Source organism: Arachnia sp., from assembly GCF_057238465.1.
The window spans coordinates 1-16895 of record NZ_DBHHFZ010000020.1 but is presented as its reverse complement, the minus strand read 5'-3'; the positions used below and the strand labels follow the sequence as shown (position 1 = coordinate 16895).

Sequence of the window (16895 nt, the reverse complement as noted above, 5' to 3'; positions counted from 1 at the left end):
CCACCGCGAACCTCAAAGCGGATTGAAACCTTCCCTGAAGCGACGGCTTCCTTGACAAGCTCATGTCTGGAGCCACCGCGAACCCTGAAGCGGATTGAAACTAGCTGGCTGAAGTAGTTCACTAGGTCAGCACTTGGTTTGAGACCACCGTGAACCTTAAAGCGGATTGAAACTTGAGGACCTCATCAACGAGCTTATCAGCCGTCTGTCTGGAACCACCGCGAACCCTGAAGCGGATTGAAAAACCGGATTGAGTCAGTTCGGGGAGCTGTTCCCGATGAGGAATCTTCGGGAACCCCGATGGGCTGATTTCTTCGTGCTTGATCCCCTCTTGCGCAGGGCGAGTTGGGGATTTAGTGCATGACGTGGAGGGGGAAATAGTGATTACTGACAACCTTCTTCTCGATGAGGAGAAGGTCGTGGAGTGCTTCACCCTGCCCGCGCTTCGTTGCGCCTGGGAGAGGGTGTTGAAGAAGGACGCCCAGGACGGCGACATCTCCGATTCGGTGGAGCGGTTCGCCGAGGGGGTTCAGGAAAGACTGGAGGAGCTCGCCGAGGAGCTCCGGGCGGGGACGTACCGGCCCTCGGACCTGACCCGGGTGGTGATCCCGAAGAAGAACGGGGAACGTTTCCTCGACATCCCCTCGGTGCGGGACCGGATAGTGGAACGGGCGATCCTGGAACACATCAACCCGACCATCGACCCGCTCCTCGGGGCCACCGCGTTCGGTTACCGCCCCGGACTGGGGGTGGCGGACGCCGCCCAGGAGGTGGTGCGACTCCGCGAGGAGGGCTACACCCACGTCCTGCGAACGGACGTGCACGACTGTTTCCCGTCGCTTCCCGTGGCCCTGTTGCGTCGCCAGCTGGAGTTCCTGATAGCCGAACCCGAGATCCTGGCCGTGGTTGACCTGCTGCTCGACCGCTGCACCCGGTTCCCCGGGAAGGGGCGGGGTGTCTTTCCCGGGCTGCCGCAGGGCAGCCCACTTTCACCGCTGCTCGCGAACCTGGCGCTGATTCCCCTGGACGAGGCGCTGGTGGATGCGGGATTTCCGGTGGTGAGATACGCCGACGACCTCGTGATCGCCCTCGAAGAACCCGGGGACGCACCCGAGGCCCTGAGAACAGCAACAAAGGTGTTGAAGGAGCTGGGAATGGAACTTGGAGCGGAGAAAACGGCAGTCGCATCGTTCTTTGAGGGATTCGCCTTCCTGGGGGAGGACTTCGGTCCCCGCTACCCGCCGGCGGAAGGCGAGGGCCGCATCCGGGAACCGGACAAGAAAATCCTCTACGTGGCGAAACAGGGCAGCCGCATCCAGGTGAGAAAAGGACGGGTGCAGGTGATCCAGGACGACCACGAACTGCTTTCCGTGCCTGTCAGCGACATATCCAGAATGGTTTGTTTTGGCTCGGTCGGGGTGACGGCCGGCGCCCGCAACTGGGCGCTGCAGAACGGGGTCGACGTGCTACTGGCGTCGCGTCGCGGAAAATACCTGGGGGCGATGGTCAACGACTCGTGGCCCGCACGCCGCAGCAGGGTACTGGCCCAACTGCTGCTCGACGGGACACCCCGCGAAGTGGAAATCGGCCGGGAAATCATCCGGGCGAAACTCGGCCATCAAGTGACCCTGCTGGGCAAGTTCACGAAACGATCCGATGCGGACGAGACCCGGGAGGTGACCCACCACATCCGGCAGCTGATGCGGATGCTGCCCGACGCGAACAATCGCGACGAAATCATGGGCCTGGAAGGGGCGGCGGCGAGGGTGTACTGGCCGCGGCTCGGTTCCCTCGTCCCCGAGGAGGTGGCTTTCACCGTGCGATCGAAACAACCCCCGAGGGATGTGCTGAACGCCGCCCTGTCGTTCCTGTACACGATCCTCCTCGGCGAATGCGTGACCGCTCTGCGGGCCACCGGACTGGACCCGGACATGGGTGTCCTGCACGCCGACCACGACACCCGCCCCAGCCTGGCCCTCGACCTGATGGAGGAGTTCCGCCCACTCGTGGTGGACCACGTCGTGGTGACGGCGGCCCGCAAACACGTCCTCACCGCGTCGCACGGCCGGGAGGTGGCGGACAAGGGAGGGATCTTCCTCACCGCGGCGGGACGGGAACTGATGCTGGACGCCTACGAACGCAGAATGCTCACATGCGTGGCCGGGGCACTGGACGACTTCCGCTCCACCAGACGAGGACACCTGTACCAACAGGCCCAGCGGCTGCGCGCAGCCATCATGGACCCCGAACAGAAATGGACGGGACTGGCATGGCGATGATGCACCTGGCCGCCTACGACGTGCACGAGGACCAGCGACGCGCCCAGCTCTCCGCGCTCCTCCAGGCCTACGGGGACCGCATCCAGTACTCCGTGTTCCTGCTCGGCATCACCCCGGAGGAGCTGGTGGAGATCCAGAGCCGGGCAGCCGGCATCATCGACGAGAACACGGACTCGCTGTGGATCGTGAGACAGTGCGCGGCCTGCTGGGAGGAGGCCCGAACCCTGGGTCAGGCCCATCCACCGGCCCGGGTGCTGCACTACACGGTGATGTGAAGAATCCTGCCGGATCCGCCGACGCCTGACAGGACGGGCCGGGAGGCGGCATGAGGGTAGGGTTGAAGGAAGCCGGCAATCCCGGCTGCCCGCAGCCGGGGGTTTTGGAGACACCCTCGGACAGGGGTGGTTGGAGAACGGCCAAAAACAGCCTCAGGTGTGTATGCCACTTGACTAGGGGTTTTACCCCATTTAGGACAGGTTCTGTCCGCTTGTTGGAGGGGGTGAGGAGGGGTGGTGTGTAAAACCGCCGCAACAGGGCTTGTCAGGACGGCGTGCCAAGGGGTAGGGTCTGAAACCACCGCGAACCTCAAAGCGGATTGAAACACTGCCCCCCACAACACCAATAACGGAGATGAGTCTGAAACCACCGCGAACCTCAAAGCGGATTGAAACCCCTTCCTCCCACCTATAGGTTGAACCAAGCGTCCATGTCTGAAACCACCGCGAACCTCAAAGCGGATTGAAACTCTGACCTTCTCCCCTTCGCGCGAGCGGAGGGCTTGGAGTCTGAAACCACCGCGAACCTCAAAGCGGATTGAAACGGGACGGCGTCGGATCTGGCGTCGGTGTCGGGGGTCTGAAACCACCGCGAACCTCAAAGCGGATTGAAACTTCAGCCATCCTGAGATTCTCCTCTGTAAAGAGGAGGGTCTGAAACCACCGCGAACCTCAAAGCGGATTGAAACCAGACCACGACGGCCAGCCCACATGGCCTCCAGCTCCTGGTCTGAAACCACCGCGAACCTCAAAGCGGATTGAAACCTAGCGGCCTCAGCTTCGGCCTTGGCCTTTGCCTCGGTCTGAAACCACCGCGAACCTCAAAGCGGATTGAAACGCTCTTACGTGCCGCTTTCACGGCCAACTGCGCTGGCGTATGAAACCACCGCGAACCTCAAAGCGGATTGAAACGAAAAGCGCTCTTCTTGGCCATAACGGCCTCCTGTATGAAACCACCGCGAACCTCAAAGCGGATTGAAACTCGAAGTTGCTTTAGGTGTCGTTTTTTAATGTTACGTATGAAACCACCGCGAACCTCAAAGCGGATTGAAACGATTTTTATCCAGGGACCGTATGCACGGTACTCGTATGAAACCACCGCGAACCTCAAAGCGGATTGAAACCATGTTGCAAAGCACCCATCATTTTGGGTGCAGTTGTCTGAAACCACCGCGAACCTCAAAGCGGATTGAAACCGATGTTGAGCGTGAGCACCACAAAATAGACGATGGTCTGAAACCACCGCGAACCTCAAAGCGGATTGAAACTGAAGCCGGCGTTGTTGTTGGCATACGGGGAGGCCGGTCTGAAACCACCGCGAACCTCAAAGCGGATTGAAACTGATAAAAATGGTGACTACGGTGAGCCAGATAGCTACATGTCTGAAACCACCGCGAACCTCAAAGCGGATTGAAACAAAATATTCCTATCGCTGCAACCAGCATAATTACGGGTCTGAAACCACCGCGAACCTCAAAGCGGATTGAAACGTACTCACAGCCGGGACACCCGGCGTGTGCGAAGTCTGAAACCACCGCGAACCTCAAAGCGGATTGAAACCAGTTTCTCACTCCCACGCAGGGGTCGAGGTCGTTGCGTCTGAAACCACCGCGAACCTCAAAGCGGATTGAAACACTCGGGGAGTACAGACAGTGGCTTGTACAGGTCTGAAACCACCGCGAACCTCAAAGCGGATTGAAACGTAACGTCTCGTCGTAGCGTGGGCCTGCTGCGGTCTGAAACCACCGCGGACCTTGGGGCGGATTTGAATGGGAATGGGTGCCAATGGGGGTGTTCATGCTGTCATTAGCGTCTTCCGCAACTGGGGTTGTTGAATCGATTTGTGGGTTTGGTTGGGTGGGGTGCGTCGAAATCGACTTGTGGAATGTTGGGTGTGCTGTCGGGTCCGTTGGTCGGGTGCGATTGGGTGTTTTTGCTTTGGATTGCACCCGGGTGCTTCGGGTGCAATCCTGTGATTTGTCCACTGACTCGTCGGTGATGGGGATGGGCGTGGGGTGGCCGTGACATCGCTACAGGGTGGGGTGCGCAGGGCCCGGGCTGTGCGTCGCTCGGGCAGATGTTCGTGGGAGCAGGCCCCCGTCGCCCGGCGGTGGTGGTGCGTCGCCACGAGGGTGTTTCCGCGGTTTGTGTAAGTGGTTAGATAACGAAAGTTAAGGTGCGCGGGTCGGGATTTGTCATCCGATTGGCTGGCGTTTCACGGAAACTGACAGCGTCCAGTGCCCGTAGGGCGCGGAAAATCGTGGTCTTGGGAGGATCTCGGCGGGCCGGAGGGGGTCAAGTGGCCGATTTCTAGCGCTTTTGCTTTCGGGAGGGATGCGCTAGCGTCATAGCTGAATTTTGAAAATCAACACGCGAGGGAGGGTGTGGATGTCTCTGGGTGAGCTCGGCGAATGGACATTACGGGCCAAATGTCGTGACATGGAGGATGTCTTGTTCCCCGAGTCAAAGGATCAACGACGGGTCCGGAACATATGCATGAGCTGTCCAGTGCGAATGGAATGTCTGGCCGAGGCACTCGACAATCGCGTCCAGTGGGGGGTTTGGGGTGGCATGACCGAGCGCGAACGCCGCCGACTGCTGCGTTCCCGGCCCGACATCACGTCCTGGCGGGAGGTCTTGCTCACCTATGGTCGCTTGGAAGAAGCCAGCTGAGAGTTGCCCGCGTCCCTCTTGAAGTCGGTTGAGCCGGTCGGCGAGGGTCAGCGAGCGGGTCGTGTCGGAACCTTGGCGGGGGTGGTTGGGTCTGCTGTTCGGGTGCGGGGTGGTTTCGACTCGGGTCGCTCGTTCCTCGCGACCTGGCTCAACCAGCTTCAGGGAAGGAAGCTCGCGATCCGACTCAACCAGCTTCGAGGAGGGGAGTCCGCGATCCGACTCAACCAGCTTCAGGGAAGGGAGTCCGCGATCCGGCTCAACCAACTTCAGGGAAGGAAGCTCGCGATCCGGCTCAACCAGCTTCGAGGAAGGAGGTGCTCACGGTCCGGCTCAACCAGCTTGGAGAGGGGGAGTTGGTTGAGCCGAGCCTCGCGAGCGTCAGCGAGTGGGTCGTGTCGAAACCTCTTGCGCGTGCCCGGGGAGTCGTGGGCGGTCTGGCCCGGGTGGAGCATTTGATGGCAGGCTTGGGGCATGACCAAATGGGAGTACCTGACCGCACCTATCCTCAGCCATGTGTCGCAGCAGATCCTGAACAACTTCGGGGCCGACGGCTGGGAACTCGTCACCGTCGCACCCGGCCCGACCCCTGAAACGATGGTCGGGTACTTCAAGAGACCGCTGGAGGAGGGACGATGAGCACCCCCACCCAGCGACTCGCCGAACTCGGGCTGACCCTGCCGCCCGTCGCCAAACCCCTCGCCGCCTACACCCCCGCCATCACGGTGGGAAACCAGGTGTGGGTCTCGGGACAGCTGCCCCTGCGCGACGGGAAACTCATCGCCACGGGCCGCCTCGGTGACGCCGTCGAGCCGGCCGAAGGTGCGGAGGCCGCGAAGGTCGCGGCCCTGAACGCCCTGGCCGCAGTCGCCGATCAGGCCGGGGGCCTCGACAACGTGGCCCGCATTCTCAAGGCCGTGGTGTTCGTCGCCTCCACCACCGACTTCACCGCCCAGCCGCAGGTCGCCAACGGCGCCTCCGAACTGCTCGGCGAGGTCTTCGGCACCCCGCACGTGCGCAGCGCCGTCGGGGTGGCGGTCCTGCCCATCGACGCTCCCGTCGAGGTGGAGCTGGTGGCCGAACTCGCCGCCAGGTGACGGCGGCCCTGATCGGATCCAGGCTCGCAGCCGCCTACCCGGATGCCCGCTGCGACCTGGACCACCGATCACCCTTCGAGCTGCTCGTCGCCGTCGTCCTGTCCGCCCAGACCACCGACGCCCGCGTCAACCAGGTCACCCCGGAGCTGTTCACCCGCTATCCCGACGCGGAACGCCTCGCGGAGGCGGAACAGGACGACGTCGAGGAAATCATCAGCAGTCTCGGGCTGTACCGGTCCAAGGCGAGATCGCTGACCGGGCTGGCCCGCGCACTCGTTGCCGACCACGACGGCCGGGTACCGGACAGCCTCGACGAACTGGTGAAGCTACCCGGGGTGGGGCGCAAAACCGCCAATGTCGTGCTCGGAAACGCTTTCGGTATCCCCGGGATCACCCCCGACACCCACGTCATCCGCGTCTCGAACCGGCTCGGCTGGGTGCACTCCAGCGAACCCGACGACGTGGAACACGCCGTCGGGGCGCTGTTTCCGCCCAGCGAGTGGGTGATGCTCTGCCACCGGATAATCTGGCACGGTCGCCGCTGCTGCCGCGCCCGCAAACCCGCCTGCACCGTTTGTCCCGTGGAGGATCTGTGTCCCAGCTCTCAGGCCTGACGGCGGCGCTGCGCGACGGCGTGGCAGGGCCGCTCGGCCAGTTCGGTCGCGCCCCCGGCGACGCGCGCCCGGCCGCCGTCCTGATCCTGCTCACCGACGAGCCCGACCCGGCCGTGCTGTTCACCGAACGAGCCGGGGGACTGCGGGCGCACGCCGGACAGATCTCCTTCCCCGGCGGCGGCGCGGAAACCGGTGAAACCCCCGTCGCCACGGCGCTGCGGGAGGCCCGCGAGGAGGTCGGCCTGGATGCGGGGCTCGTCACCGTCCTCGGGCAGCTCCCGACGGCCTGGGTGCCGGCCAGCGGCTACGAGGTCACCCCCGTCGTCGCGCTGTGGTCGGAGCCGCTGCCGCTGGCGCCCGTCGACCCCAGGGAGGTCGCGAACGTGCTCCAACTGCGGATATCGCAGCTCAGCGACCCAGTGAACCGTGTTACGGCCACCATCCCGGGCGGCTACCGCGGTCCCGGATTCCAACTCGGTGACCTGTTCATCTGGGGCATGACCGCCCACCTCCTCGACGTCACCCTGCGGGTAGCGGGCTGGGAACGGTCGTGGGACCGGGGTCGGGAGGTACCGGTGCCGGGTCGCTTCCTGAGGGACTGACCCAGCGCCGCCGTCGTCGGTTGGGTATCGGTCGTCCGCCCGTCACCGTCGGCGGCGGTTGGGTATCGGTCGTCCACCCGTCACCGTCGGCGGTCGGGTATCGACCGTCTGGTCGTCGCCGTCTCGTACCACTGCCCGCCCAGCCGTCGCCCGCTGCCGCCTGCTGTCGTCGTCGGTTCGCTGGCCTTACCCACAGTTTGCTGGCCTTACCCACGGTTCGCTGGGCTTGTTGATGTTTGCTGGCCTCACAGCGCAGGCAAACATGAACAAGGCCAGCAAACCAGGTTCAAGGCCAGCAAACCAGGTTCAAGGCCAGCAAACCGGGATCAAGGCCAGTGAAACAGGTTCAAGGCCAGCGAATTGGGGCTGGGCGCTGCGCAACCGTGCGACCCCCTGGATGCGCCCCGCAAGTGCTCTTGGAACAGAAACTAGACTTTTTTTGAGCAAGTACTTGCGCATCTGGAAAGTTGTTGTTACCGTAGGGCTCAACGACGGACCGCAGGAGGAACCGACATGACCACCGCCATCAGCTTCCAGAACGTAACCAAGGACTACGCGACCTCCAAGGGCATCGTCCGAGCCCTCCGAGGCCTGGACCTCGAGATCCCGCAGGGCGTGATCTACGGGCTTCTCGGCCCCAACGGGGCGGGCAAGACCACCGCCCTCGAAATCGCCGTCGGGCTGCGTGAGGCCACCGGGGGACTCGCCCGGACCATGGGACTGGACCCGGTCAGGGACAATGCCGAGGTCAGGAACCGGATCAGCATCCAGCCGCAGAACGCCACCGGATTCGACCTGCTGACCGGCGAGGAACTCCTCGACATCTGGAGTGCCCTCTACCCCAACCCCCGACCCGCGGAGGAACTGATCCGCCTGCTCGACATGAGCGGCTACATCGACCGGCAGCTGCGACGCCTCTCCGGCGGGCAGCGGCAGCGGGTCAACCTGGCCCTGGCGCTGATCGGCGGAGTGAACGTGACCGTCCTCGACGAACCCTCCACCGGACTCGACCCGATGGCCCGCGCCGACCTGTGGGACGCGCTGCGTCACCTCAAGCAGGAAGGCATGACCATCATCCTGTCCACCCACGACATGGAGGAGGCCGAGGTCCTCTGCGACTGCCTGTCCATCATCGACGCCGGCGCAGTCGTCGCCGAGGGCAGCCCGTCGGAGCTGATCACCGACGCCGAACGACGCCACCAGGGACCGGATCGTTTCCGCGGCCTCACCGACGTCTTCTTCCAGGCCGCAGGCCGTTCCTTCCACCAGCAGAACAAGTGACCCGCAAGGAGGTCGTCATGTCAACCCTTTCCATCACCCGCCCACTGACCGCAGCAAACCAGGAGATCGCAATGCCCACCGCTTCCGTCACCCGCAAATTGTTCAAACTCCACTGGCTGGAACTCACCCGCAACCGCGCCCAGTTCATCTTCGCCATGGTGTTTCCCCTGTTCATGGGTGGAATGTTCTTCCTGATCTCGACGGTGATGCCCTCCAGCACCGCAGCCAACTTCGGCGCCATGATCCTGCCCATGAGCGGCTACCTGGCGCTTTCCGGGGTCGCCCTCAACCTGACCGCCGGACCCCTGGTGCAGTACCGGGAACAGGGCACCTTCCGGGTACTCGGCACCACCCCGCTCAGCCGGACCCGTTTCCTGCTCACCCACCTGTTCCTGCGGGTCGTCTTCGCGATGGTGCTCTGCGCGGCGCTCTACCTCCTCGGGGCGGCAATCGGGCTGGCCGACTGGGCCGCGATCCCGGCCCTCACCGCCGCCTCCCTTCCCGCCCTGCTGCTGTTCCTGGCCATCGGGTACTGGCTGGGTGGCGTGATGACCAGCTCCCAGGCCACCAGCAGCGTCAGCGCCTTCCTGCAGGTCGGGTTCCTGTTTATCAGCGGCGCCGGAATCCCAATGTGGCTGCTGCCCGAGACTGCCCAGCAGGTCATCAGCTGGCTGCCGCCGGCCCTGTCCGTCGACCCCATCTTCTGGGCGTCGAACAGCCCGCTCCAGCGGCACGATCCGTGGCTGACCAGCGGAATCACCATCGCTTTGGCGGCGCTCGTCATGCTGGCGGCGATCCGCACCTTCCGCTGGGAGGTTCGCAGCAGGTGAGACGGCATCGCGCCCGTGCAGTGCTCAATGCGTCAAGGGTCCTGGTGGCCCGGGCGCATTGAGCGCTGCACGGACAAGGAAGAAACTCAGTCCGGTTTCTCGCCCATGCGGACGGTGCGCATGATGTAGCGGCCCTCCTGCTTCTTGGAATCTCCTTCGCTGAACCAGGCCACATCGTCGGTGCGCAGTTCCTTGCTGTCCGGGGTGGCGGGCAGCCAAGATACGGGGACGTAGAAGGGTTTCTGTTCATCGTTGTCGCCGGGTACGAGGCGTCGCAACAGGAAACCGGGGCCCGTGGACAGGCCCGCGGAAACAACGTCCAGATCCGTGATGTCGAAGGCGGCCCCGGACTCGATGTTGAACAATTCCTTGGGCAGTACGTCCTTGGAACCCGCCTTGATGGCGGCGGTCGCGGCCTCCGGGTCCTGGTAGCGGAAGACCCAGCTCCCGTCACTGACGGCGGTGACACCCGCAACGGTGCCCAGCTCCTCGCCCGAGGTGCTGATCCGGGTGAGGGTGGTCGGCAGGTGACCGTACTCCCGCAGGTTCTGGGGCGACACGAGCAGGGAATCCGAGGTGGCTCCGGCGAGCCACCGATCGGTGCGGAAGCTGGTGGGCTCGGCCTGCGCCTCGGTGAGGGAGAAGACGTTGAGGGTTCCGGTGCCCGCCGGATAGAAGTGTTGGGAGGTTTCAACCACCAGGGAATCGTTGGTGAGGGCCTGCCCCAGGACCAGCCCGGAGACCTCGACGGTGCGGGTCGCATTGCCGGTCTCGGTGTCGATGACGACGATGTGCATGCGCTGGTCGCTCATGTCGCTGGAACTCCCCGAAACCAGGTACGGCTTGACCATGATCGCCAGGTGGTGCCCGTTCGGGCTGGTGACGACGGGGGCCGGTTTGCTGGGCGAGCTATCCCTTTTGAACAGGTCCTGGGCTGTCCTTTTGAACAGGTCCTGGGCTGTCCCGGTGACGCTCCAGTCAATCTCCGAGGACGCCGGTTCCAAGATTCGGGTCCACCTCAGGGAACCATTGGCCGGGTCGAGGCAGAGGATCTTGGTCGCCTGGGAGTCGTCGTTCTTCGAGGAGGTATCCAAGGGGTGGTAGGTGTTGAGGACGATGATGATGCCGAAGGGCGTGGAGTGCACCGAACGGCTGTTGTCGATGGGCACACTGGCGCTCAGTTTCCAGCCGGAGCCCTTGCGGGAGGGGGTGATGAACGGGGAGTAGCTGTTGCCCGCGTCCTTCAGGTTCAGGGAGAAAGGCGGGGTGGGGGAGCTGTCGCGGTTCCCGGCCGGGGTGCACGACCCGAGCGGAAGAAGGACGAGAAACAGCGCCGCGGACAACCGGAGCACCGTGTTCCAGGTTTTCATCAGGATTCTCCCGTCAGGCCGTACAGGCGATGAACGTGCCGGTGGACGTAACCGACCTCTTTTTCCTTGACGTGTGACTCGTACCCGACCCCGGCTTCGGGATCGAAGGCCACGAGGGTGAGACCCGGGACCGTCATGAAAATGGTTGAGTTGTATGCTGCCACGATCGGGGTTGTGAGCTGAGGCAGGGCGTCGGGGGATCTGGCACCCAGCGCTTCGGGAGACATGGTCGTGGTTCCCGGGGTGATGGGGATCGTGGTCGCCTGTGAACCGTCGCCGGGCTGCATGATGATCGCCCCGGTCCCCGACCCGTCGTCGGCGGTCACGGCGATTCCCGCCTTGGCTGCTGCGAGCCCGGGGTATTGGGAAGCCTGAGTGGCGGTGCGGGTGACCGGATCGAACACGGCACCCACCTTCGGTTTGTCACTCCTGTCGTTGAGGTCCCGGATGGGAAGAGTATCGGGTGAATAGTCCGGGTAGGCGGCGAGGGTTCCCGTCATCCCGGACACGAAGGAATTGATGCCCGTTGTCCTGCCCAGGGCAACCGGGGATTTCGGTTCCAGACCGGCGAGGGAATCGAGGGTGACGGCCTCCGTCTCGATGCCCTTGGCGATGATCTTGTGGGTTTCTCCGTCTTCGTTGGGTTCGCTGTCTTGAACATCGATTGGTTCCGTGAAGTGCGCGACCCATCCGCCTGCGACAACCGGGGTGGAATACTTGCCGTCGACCGCGATGCTCACCACCTCGGAGATTTTCGTGGGATCGGTGTCGGGGGCGACTCTCAGAACGCCGTCGAGAGCATCGTAATAGTATAGTCCCAAGAGCCCGTTCCTGGTGTAGCTGAGGATGAAGGAATTGTGTCCCGCCGGACCGGAATAGTCCCAGGATTCGCTGTATAGATCGCGGGTGGCTGATCGTTGGGTTTCAGCTAGGGTCCAGCGCTGCTGGCCGTCGGCCAGGTTGTAGGCGGTGTCGCCGTCCAGAAGGGCGGAATCGCTGAGCTGGATGCGCCAGGTTGTGTTGGAGGGATGTTCCCCGGTGACCTTCCCGGTGAGGGTGTCGATGATGATGGTCACGGCGTCGTACACCAAGGTTTGGTCAGTAATTTTCCGGGGTTTATCCGTCAGGTCTTTCGCGCTCCTGATCCGGAAGGCGATGTGGCGGCCGGTCGGGCTGGTTGTGAAATCGGGGGTGTCGGGTCCCCCGTAGCTCCTGAGATGTGGAATGGGAAAGTAGGAGGCCTTGTCGCGGCGGTAGCTCCACAGGACGGAGCCGTCGGTGGGATTCAAGGCGGTCAATCCCTCGTCGGTGAAGAGCACCGGTCCTGCCGCCCCGGCGATTATCCCCAGCAGCCCCGGGACATCCTTCTCCCAGGCGAGTGTGGTGCCGATGCGGGTGGGTCGCGCAGGCAGATCACCCGGAGGTGGGGACGCGGTGACCTGGGAGACCGGATTCGCGAACACGTGCACCAGCAGCACCGCGATCCCCAGCGCGAGAGAGGGGGAAAGAATGCGGGCGATCCGGCGAACCTCGGTGTCCGGGGGAACAGGGACGCGCGGCAGGGGACGGAAGCGGGCGGGGTTGTCGGGGGCCTCGGGGAACGGATCCATGCTGTCGCGGATGCCCCGCAGCAGCAGGTCGGAGACGGCGAACAACCCGAGCCCCAGGGAAACCACGGCCATGACCAGCAGCAACCCCAACCGGATCGACGACTGCTCGTAAACCACCCACCAGCGGCGGCAGTGGAAACCGGCCGCCGTGATCGAACCCACCGCAACGATCACGGCCGGAATGATTCTCCGGAAGCCTAACCAGACGGCCAGCAACCAGAAAACCGGGATCGCGGCCAGTACCAGAAGATGAGGCGTGACAGTGGACAGGAGCAGGACGCCGTCGTCCCAGAACGGGATGGCCAGGAGGGCAGCGGCGGTGATGACCCCCAGCCCGGCCAGTCTCAGATTTCTGAGACCAGGAACGAAACGCGGTGGGGGATCTGCGGTGGTGACGGCGTCGTCGGGTGTCGGGGCCATGCCTAATTGTCGACCATCAACGGGGAGCGTGGGAGTGGTTACCGGAAAATGACGAACCCAGCCCCCGAAGTTGGTTGAGCCGGCCTGCGAGCGTCAGCGAGTGGGTCGTGTCAAAACCTCTTGCACAGCTGGTTGAGCCGGCTCGGTCTCTTTTGTTCATGAAACGCTGGTGGGGGACGGTTCAACGTCGGGTGGCGACGTTGAACCGTCGAGCTTCCGCGATTCGTGCATGGGGGAGGTGGGCGGGCTCAGAGGGGGCGGGTTCAGAGGGGGCGGGTTCAGAGGGCGTGCGCAACAACAGTTTCTGGAGGTGTTTTGTGCGCGGGAGGGGAGTGTTGCGTAACCGGGACAATCCGGTTGGGTCAGATGGGTGCGTAGTGGACGGCGTATCCCTCTTCCTTGAAGTAGTTCAGGAACTCCTTGCGGGGTGTCTGGTCGCCTGCGGTCGTGTTCAGCCAGAGGGCTGCTTCCCTTTCGATGGGTTGTATGGCCGGTTTCAGGAAGATCCCCCACCCGCTGGAGGTGACCACGTCCCTGGGGGACGCGCCGGTCAAGTCGACGACCGAACCCGAATCGGCATTCACCAGTTCCCGGGGAAGCTTTTCCAACTGCTCGGCGAGCGAGAGCTCGTCGAGGTTCTGGGCGATGAGGGCTTGGGCGGCGTCCGGGTCCTTGAAGCGTTCCAGCCAACCCCCGGGGTGCAGATCGGACACGCCCGTCACCGCTCCCAGCTCCTCACCGGAGGTGCTGATCCTGGTGAAGGTGCGGGAACGTCCCGTTGGGTGGAAGGAGGTCTTTTCCCTGTCGAACTGCGGTGACATGAGCAGGGAATTGGTGGTGGCTCCTGCCAGCCACAGATCGGTTCGGAAGGTGACCGGTTCGGCTGCGGGTTCGCCCAGGGGAAAGACGTTGAGGATCCCGGTGCCCGCCGGGTAGTAGTTTTCGGCGGTCTCCACCACCAGACAGTCGCCGGTCAGGGCGTGGCCGAGGACCATGCCCGTCACCTCGACGGTGCGGACCTCGTTCCCGGTGGCCGCATCCAGCACGATGACCTTCGTGCGCTGGTCGCTGATTTTCGTGGAATCCACCGGCCTCATGTGGGACAGCAGAGGAACCGCCAGGCGGGTGCCGTCCGGGCTGGCGACGATGCTGTTGCCGACTGATCTGCGTCCCTGCTCGTAGGCGACCTGAGGGGTCAGCGGTAGTTCGCTTCCCGAGAAGTCCTTGGTGGCCGGTTCGATGATGCGGGCCCACCTCACCGACCCGTCCTCCGGTTTCAGGGCCACCAGCATCGTCGCCGGGTGCGTCTTGCGGTCCTTGGAGTCATTGTTCCCTCTCGGGGAGGTGTCGATGGACAGGACGGGGCCGCTGGCCGTCGCCGCCAGTATTTTGCTGACGGTGTCGCTGGATAGGCGGCGATGGCCCAGGACAACGACCTCCCAGCCGTTGCGGGTCGGTGTGGGAGCCTCGACGAGGGCGGACGGGTTCGCCTCGGCGATGCTCACGGGTAGTTCCGCTCCACTCGGGGGTTGCGTGGATGCGCTCAGGGGCAGGGTGAGGAGCGCCCCCAGGAGCAGGTGGGTGAGTTTCATCGGGGACCTCCTGCTACGCCGTACAGCCGGTGCGGGCTGCGGGGTTCTTCGGGTCTGTCGTACAGCCCGGTCGTGGGATCGAGGATGACCAGGGTGAGTCCGGGGGTGGTCACGAAGGTCGTCGTCGCCCTTGGGAAGCTGCTCCTCGGGTAGAGCTGGACGGGGGAGTACCCGTTACTCCGGTCCCGGAGGAGCGCATCCGGGGAACGGTAGGTGGAGCCCGGCGCGATGGGGATCGTCGCCCCGGCGGATCCGTCGCCGGGTTGCAGGGCGATCGCGCCACCATCCCTGCCTGCCACGAGCCCGACCTTCGCCGCGGCCGGCCCTGCATACTCGGAGGCGGGGGTCACGGTGCGGGTCGCGGGATCGAAGACGGCGCCCACCCAGGGACCTCCCGCTCTCTCGATCTTATGGAAGCTGTTCTCGTCGTCGGCGGGGCGGAGAGCCAGGGTGCCCGTGGCGCGGGAGGCCACGGAGTTCAGGCCCGCCGTGCGCCCCAGGTCGACCGGTGGCTCGTCCTCCAGGCCTGCCAGGGAATCGAGCGTGACGGCCTGCGCGTGCCAGCCGCTGACCGGAGTGAACTCTAAGTCGCCTTCGTCCTCTGGTAGTGCCTCGGTGTACCGGACGGTCCAGCCGTTTGTGATCACCAAGGGTTCCTCGTCGGCGCTGTAACGGTCGAGGGTGATGTTGGTCGCGACGGTGGTCGCGGTGGGATCGGTGTCGGGAATCAGGGTCAGGTTTCTCCCATCGCGGCGGAGCACCAAGGATTTGTGTCCCGCGGGACCGCAGTAGGCCCGGCAGTCGTACTGGGATGTGACGCGGCCGGAACCCTCGATGCTCCACAGGCGCCGCCCGTCGATCAGGGAGTGGCCCGTGTTCCCGGTCAGGATGACAGAGTCGGTGAGCTGGATGCGGAGCCCAGTGGACGGGTGTTCGCCCGTGATCCGACCGGTGAGGGTGTCCAGGACGATGACCAGGTGGTTGTTGTTTTCGGAGCTGTAGGAGTCTTTTTCCTTCTCCTGCGGACCCGTGATCGCCAGGGCGACGTGACGTCGGTTGGGGCTGGTGATCAGGTACGAGTTCACCGGGCCGTTGTCGCCGTAGCTCTGCGCGATGCGGGTGTACCTGGCGCCGGGACGGCGATAGCTCCACAGGGTGGAGCCGTCGCCGGGATCGAGGGCCGCGATGCCCTCTTTGGTGAGGATCACCGGTCCCGCGGCCCCCGCGGCCACCTCGAGCAGACCGGGGATGTCCCGGCTCCAGGCGACTCCGGCGCCGATGCTGGTCGGCCGGGCCGGCGGGTCGCCATCGGGGGCGGGGACCGTGGTGTGGGAGACCGGGACCGCGGGTGCCACGAAATGGAACGCCGCGACCAGCAACGCCAGGACGACGGTGGGCGCCAGGGTCAGGACGATCCGGCCTGTTCGTCGCCCGTTTCCCGCGGGCCCGGGCCAGGGCGGGTCGGAGTCCTGCTTGCCGGGGGAGAGCGGACGGATGCGGGCCGGGTCGTCGAAATCACCGGGAAAGGAATCCAGGCTGTGACGTATGCCTCGCAACGTCAGGTCGGTGGCGGTCATCGCGCCCAGGCCGAGCACCGCCATGGCCTGGGCCAGCAGCATCCCCATGCTGAACGAGGACCGCGAGAACGTCGCCCACCACAGATTCACCAGGAAACCGGCCATGACAGCGCACCCCGCCGCCACCAGGCAGGCCGGGACGATCCTGCTTCCCTCCCCGGGACGGGAGGCGAGGAACCAGATGGCGACGACGGCCCCCAGCAGGACGAAACACCAGACGAGCGGGCCCTGCGGCACCCCGAAATCCCCCTGCAACGGAAACCACAACCCGACGGCGACCAGCAGGACGAACAACCCCGCCGCCCGTGTTCTCCGGAGCAGCGGCACGAGTCGGAGGGTGGCCTCCGGGACGGGTTTCCTCGCCTCGGCGCGGGGATCGTCGTCGTCAAGGAGAAGGTCGAAACCGATGCGTGAGGCCATGGTCAATTATCGGTCAGAACCGCTCACCGGGGGTGGGGATACGAGGAAATACCGGGTGGTTTCGACTCGGGCTGCTCCTTCGTCGCAGTCCGGCTCAACCGGCTTGGGAGTGGTGAAGTTGGTTGAGCCGACCTGCTCGTTCTGCGAGCCGGTCGTGTCGAAACCATGGTGACTTGGGGTCGGGTCTGCTTCTCGGCTGCCGGGTGGTTTCGACTCAGCCGTTCGCTGGCGCTCACGTGCTGGCTCAACCAGCTTCAA

The 16895-nt window shown here is 64.4% G+C and carries 13 protein-coding genes and 2 CRISPR repeat arrays (1 of these 15 running past the window's edge); of the genes, 9 read left to right on the top strand and 4 right to left on the bottom strand.

Annotated features, from left to right (window positions below; translation table 11 throughout):
- Positions 1 to 244: direct repeats of the CRISPR family, unit length 37 nt (it extends 942 nt beyond the left edge of the window).
- A gap of 136 nt (positions 245 to 380) precedes the next feature.
- The 9 genes from cas1 to ACO6D6_RS14845 all read left to right on the top strand — a co-directional run bounded on the left by cas1 (position 381) and on the right by ACO6D6_RS14845 (position 9648).
- Positions 381 to 2279 carry a CRISPR-associated endonuclease Cas1 gene (gene cas1, locus ACO6D6_RS14885; RefSeq protein WP_484786023.1) on the top strand — a complete coding sequence of 633 codons (1899 nt, stop codon included), beginning with the start codon at positions 381 to 383 and terminating at the stop codon, positions 2277 to 2279.
- Positions 2270 to 2554 carry a CRISPR-associated endonuclease Cas2 gene (gene cas2 / locus ACO6D6_RS14880; RefSeq protein ID WP_278693294.1) on the top strand — a complete coding sequence of 95 codons (285 nt, stop codon included), beginning with the start codon at positions 2270 to 2272 and terminating at the stop codon, positions 2552 to 2554. Before cas1 ends, cas2 begins: the two co-directional genes overlap by 10 nt.
- Positions 2555 to 2844: 290 nt before the next feature.
- A CRISPR array of direct repeats spans positions 2845 to 4256; the repeat unit is 37 nt; unit sequence GTCTGAAACCACCGCGAACCTCAAAGCGGATTGAAAC.
- A gap of 686 nt (positions 4257 to 4942) precedes the next feature.
- Positions 4943 to 5227 carry a WhiB family transcriptional regulator gene (locus ACO6D6_RS14875; protein WP_073969986.1) on the top strand — a complete coding sequence of 95 codons (285 nt, stop codon included), beginning with the start codon at positions 4943 to 4945 and terminating at the stop codon, positions 5225 to 5227.
- Positions 5228 to 5698: 471 nt separating this feature from the next.
- Positions 5699 to 5863 (top strand): Sp36 family protein, encoded by a 165-nt coding sequence (gene sp36, locus ACO6D6_RS14870; protein ID WP_126376329.1) that lies wholly within the window; start codon positions 5699 to 5701, stop codon positions 5861 to 5863.
- The gene (locus ACO6D6_RS14865; RefSeq protein WP_484786022.1) at positions 5860 to 6321 is read left to right on the top strand and encodes a RidA family protein; all 462 of its coding nucleotides are present in this window, start codon (positions 5860 to 5862) and stop codon (positions 6319 to 6321) included. Before sp36 ends, ACO6D6_RS14865 begins: the two co-directional genes overlap by 4 nt.
- Positions 6318 to 6935 carry an endonuclease III gene (gene nth, locus ACO6D6_RS14860; protein ID WP_484786021.1) on the top strand — a complete coding sequence of 206 codons (618 nt, stop codon included), beginning with the start codon at positions 6318 to 6320 and terminating at the stop codon, positions 6933 to 6935. Before ACO6D6_RS14865 ends, nth begins: the two co-directional genes overlap by 4 nt.
- The gene (locus tag ACO6D6_RS14855; RefSeq protein WP_484786020.1) at positions 6914 to 7537 is read left to right on the top strand and encodes an NUDIX hydrolase; all 624 of its coding nucleotides are present in this window, start codon (positions 6914 to 6916) and stop codon (positions 7535 to 7537) included. The genes nth and ACO6D6_RS14855 overlap by 22 nt, the downstream gene beginning before the upstream one ends.
- 513 nt (positions 7538 to 8050) lie before the next feature.
- Positions 8051 to 8818, top strand: coding sequence for an ABC transporter ATP-binding protein (locus ACO6D6_RS14850; protein WP_484786019.1), 768 nt, complete (start codon positions 8051 to 8053; stop codon positions 8816 to 8818).
- Between the two features lie 17 nt (positions 8819 to 8835).
- On the top strand, positions 8836 to 9648 hold the full coding sequence (locus ACO6D6_RS14845; RefSeq protein WP_484786018.1) for an ABC transporter permease: 813 nt from the start codon (positions 8836 to 8838) through the stop codon (positions 9646 to 9648).
- 86 nt (positions 9649 to 9734) lie between these two features.
- On the opposite strand, the gene ACO6D6_RS14840 is transcribed toward ACO6D6_RS14845, so the two are convergent.
- From ACO6D6_RS14840 to ACO6D6_RS14825, 4 genes are all read right to left on the bottom strand, one after another.
- Positions 9735 to 11018, bottom strand: coding sequence for a hypothetical protein (locus ACO6D6_RS14840; protein WP_484786017.1), 1284 nt, complete (start codon positions 11016 to 11018; stop codon positions 9735 to 9737).
- On the bottom strand, positions 11018 to 13048 hold the full coding sequence (locus tag ACO6D6_RS14835) for a hypothetical protein (protein WP_484786016.1): 2031 nt from the start codon (positions 13046 to 13048) through the stop codon (positions 11018 to 11020). The genes ACO6D6_RS14840 and ACO6D6_RS14835 overlap by 1 nt, the downstream gene beginning before the upstream one ends.
- 362 nt (positions 13049 to 13410) lie before the next feature.
- Entirely contained in the window at positions 13411 to 14640 is a 1230-nt protein-coding gene (locus tag ACO6D6_RS14830) for a hypothetical protein (protein ID WP_484786015.1), read from the bottom strand.
- Positions 14637 to 16637, bottom strand: coding sequence for a hypothetical protein (locus ACO6D6_RS14825; protein ID WP_484786014.1), 2001 nt, complete (start codon positions 16635 to 16637; stop codon positions 14637 to 14639). The genes ACO6D6_RS14830 and ACO6D6_RS14825 overlap by 4 nt, the downstream gene beginning before the upstream one ends.
- Positions 16638 to 16895: the final 258 nt, after the last annotated feature.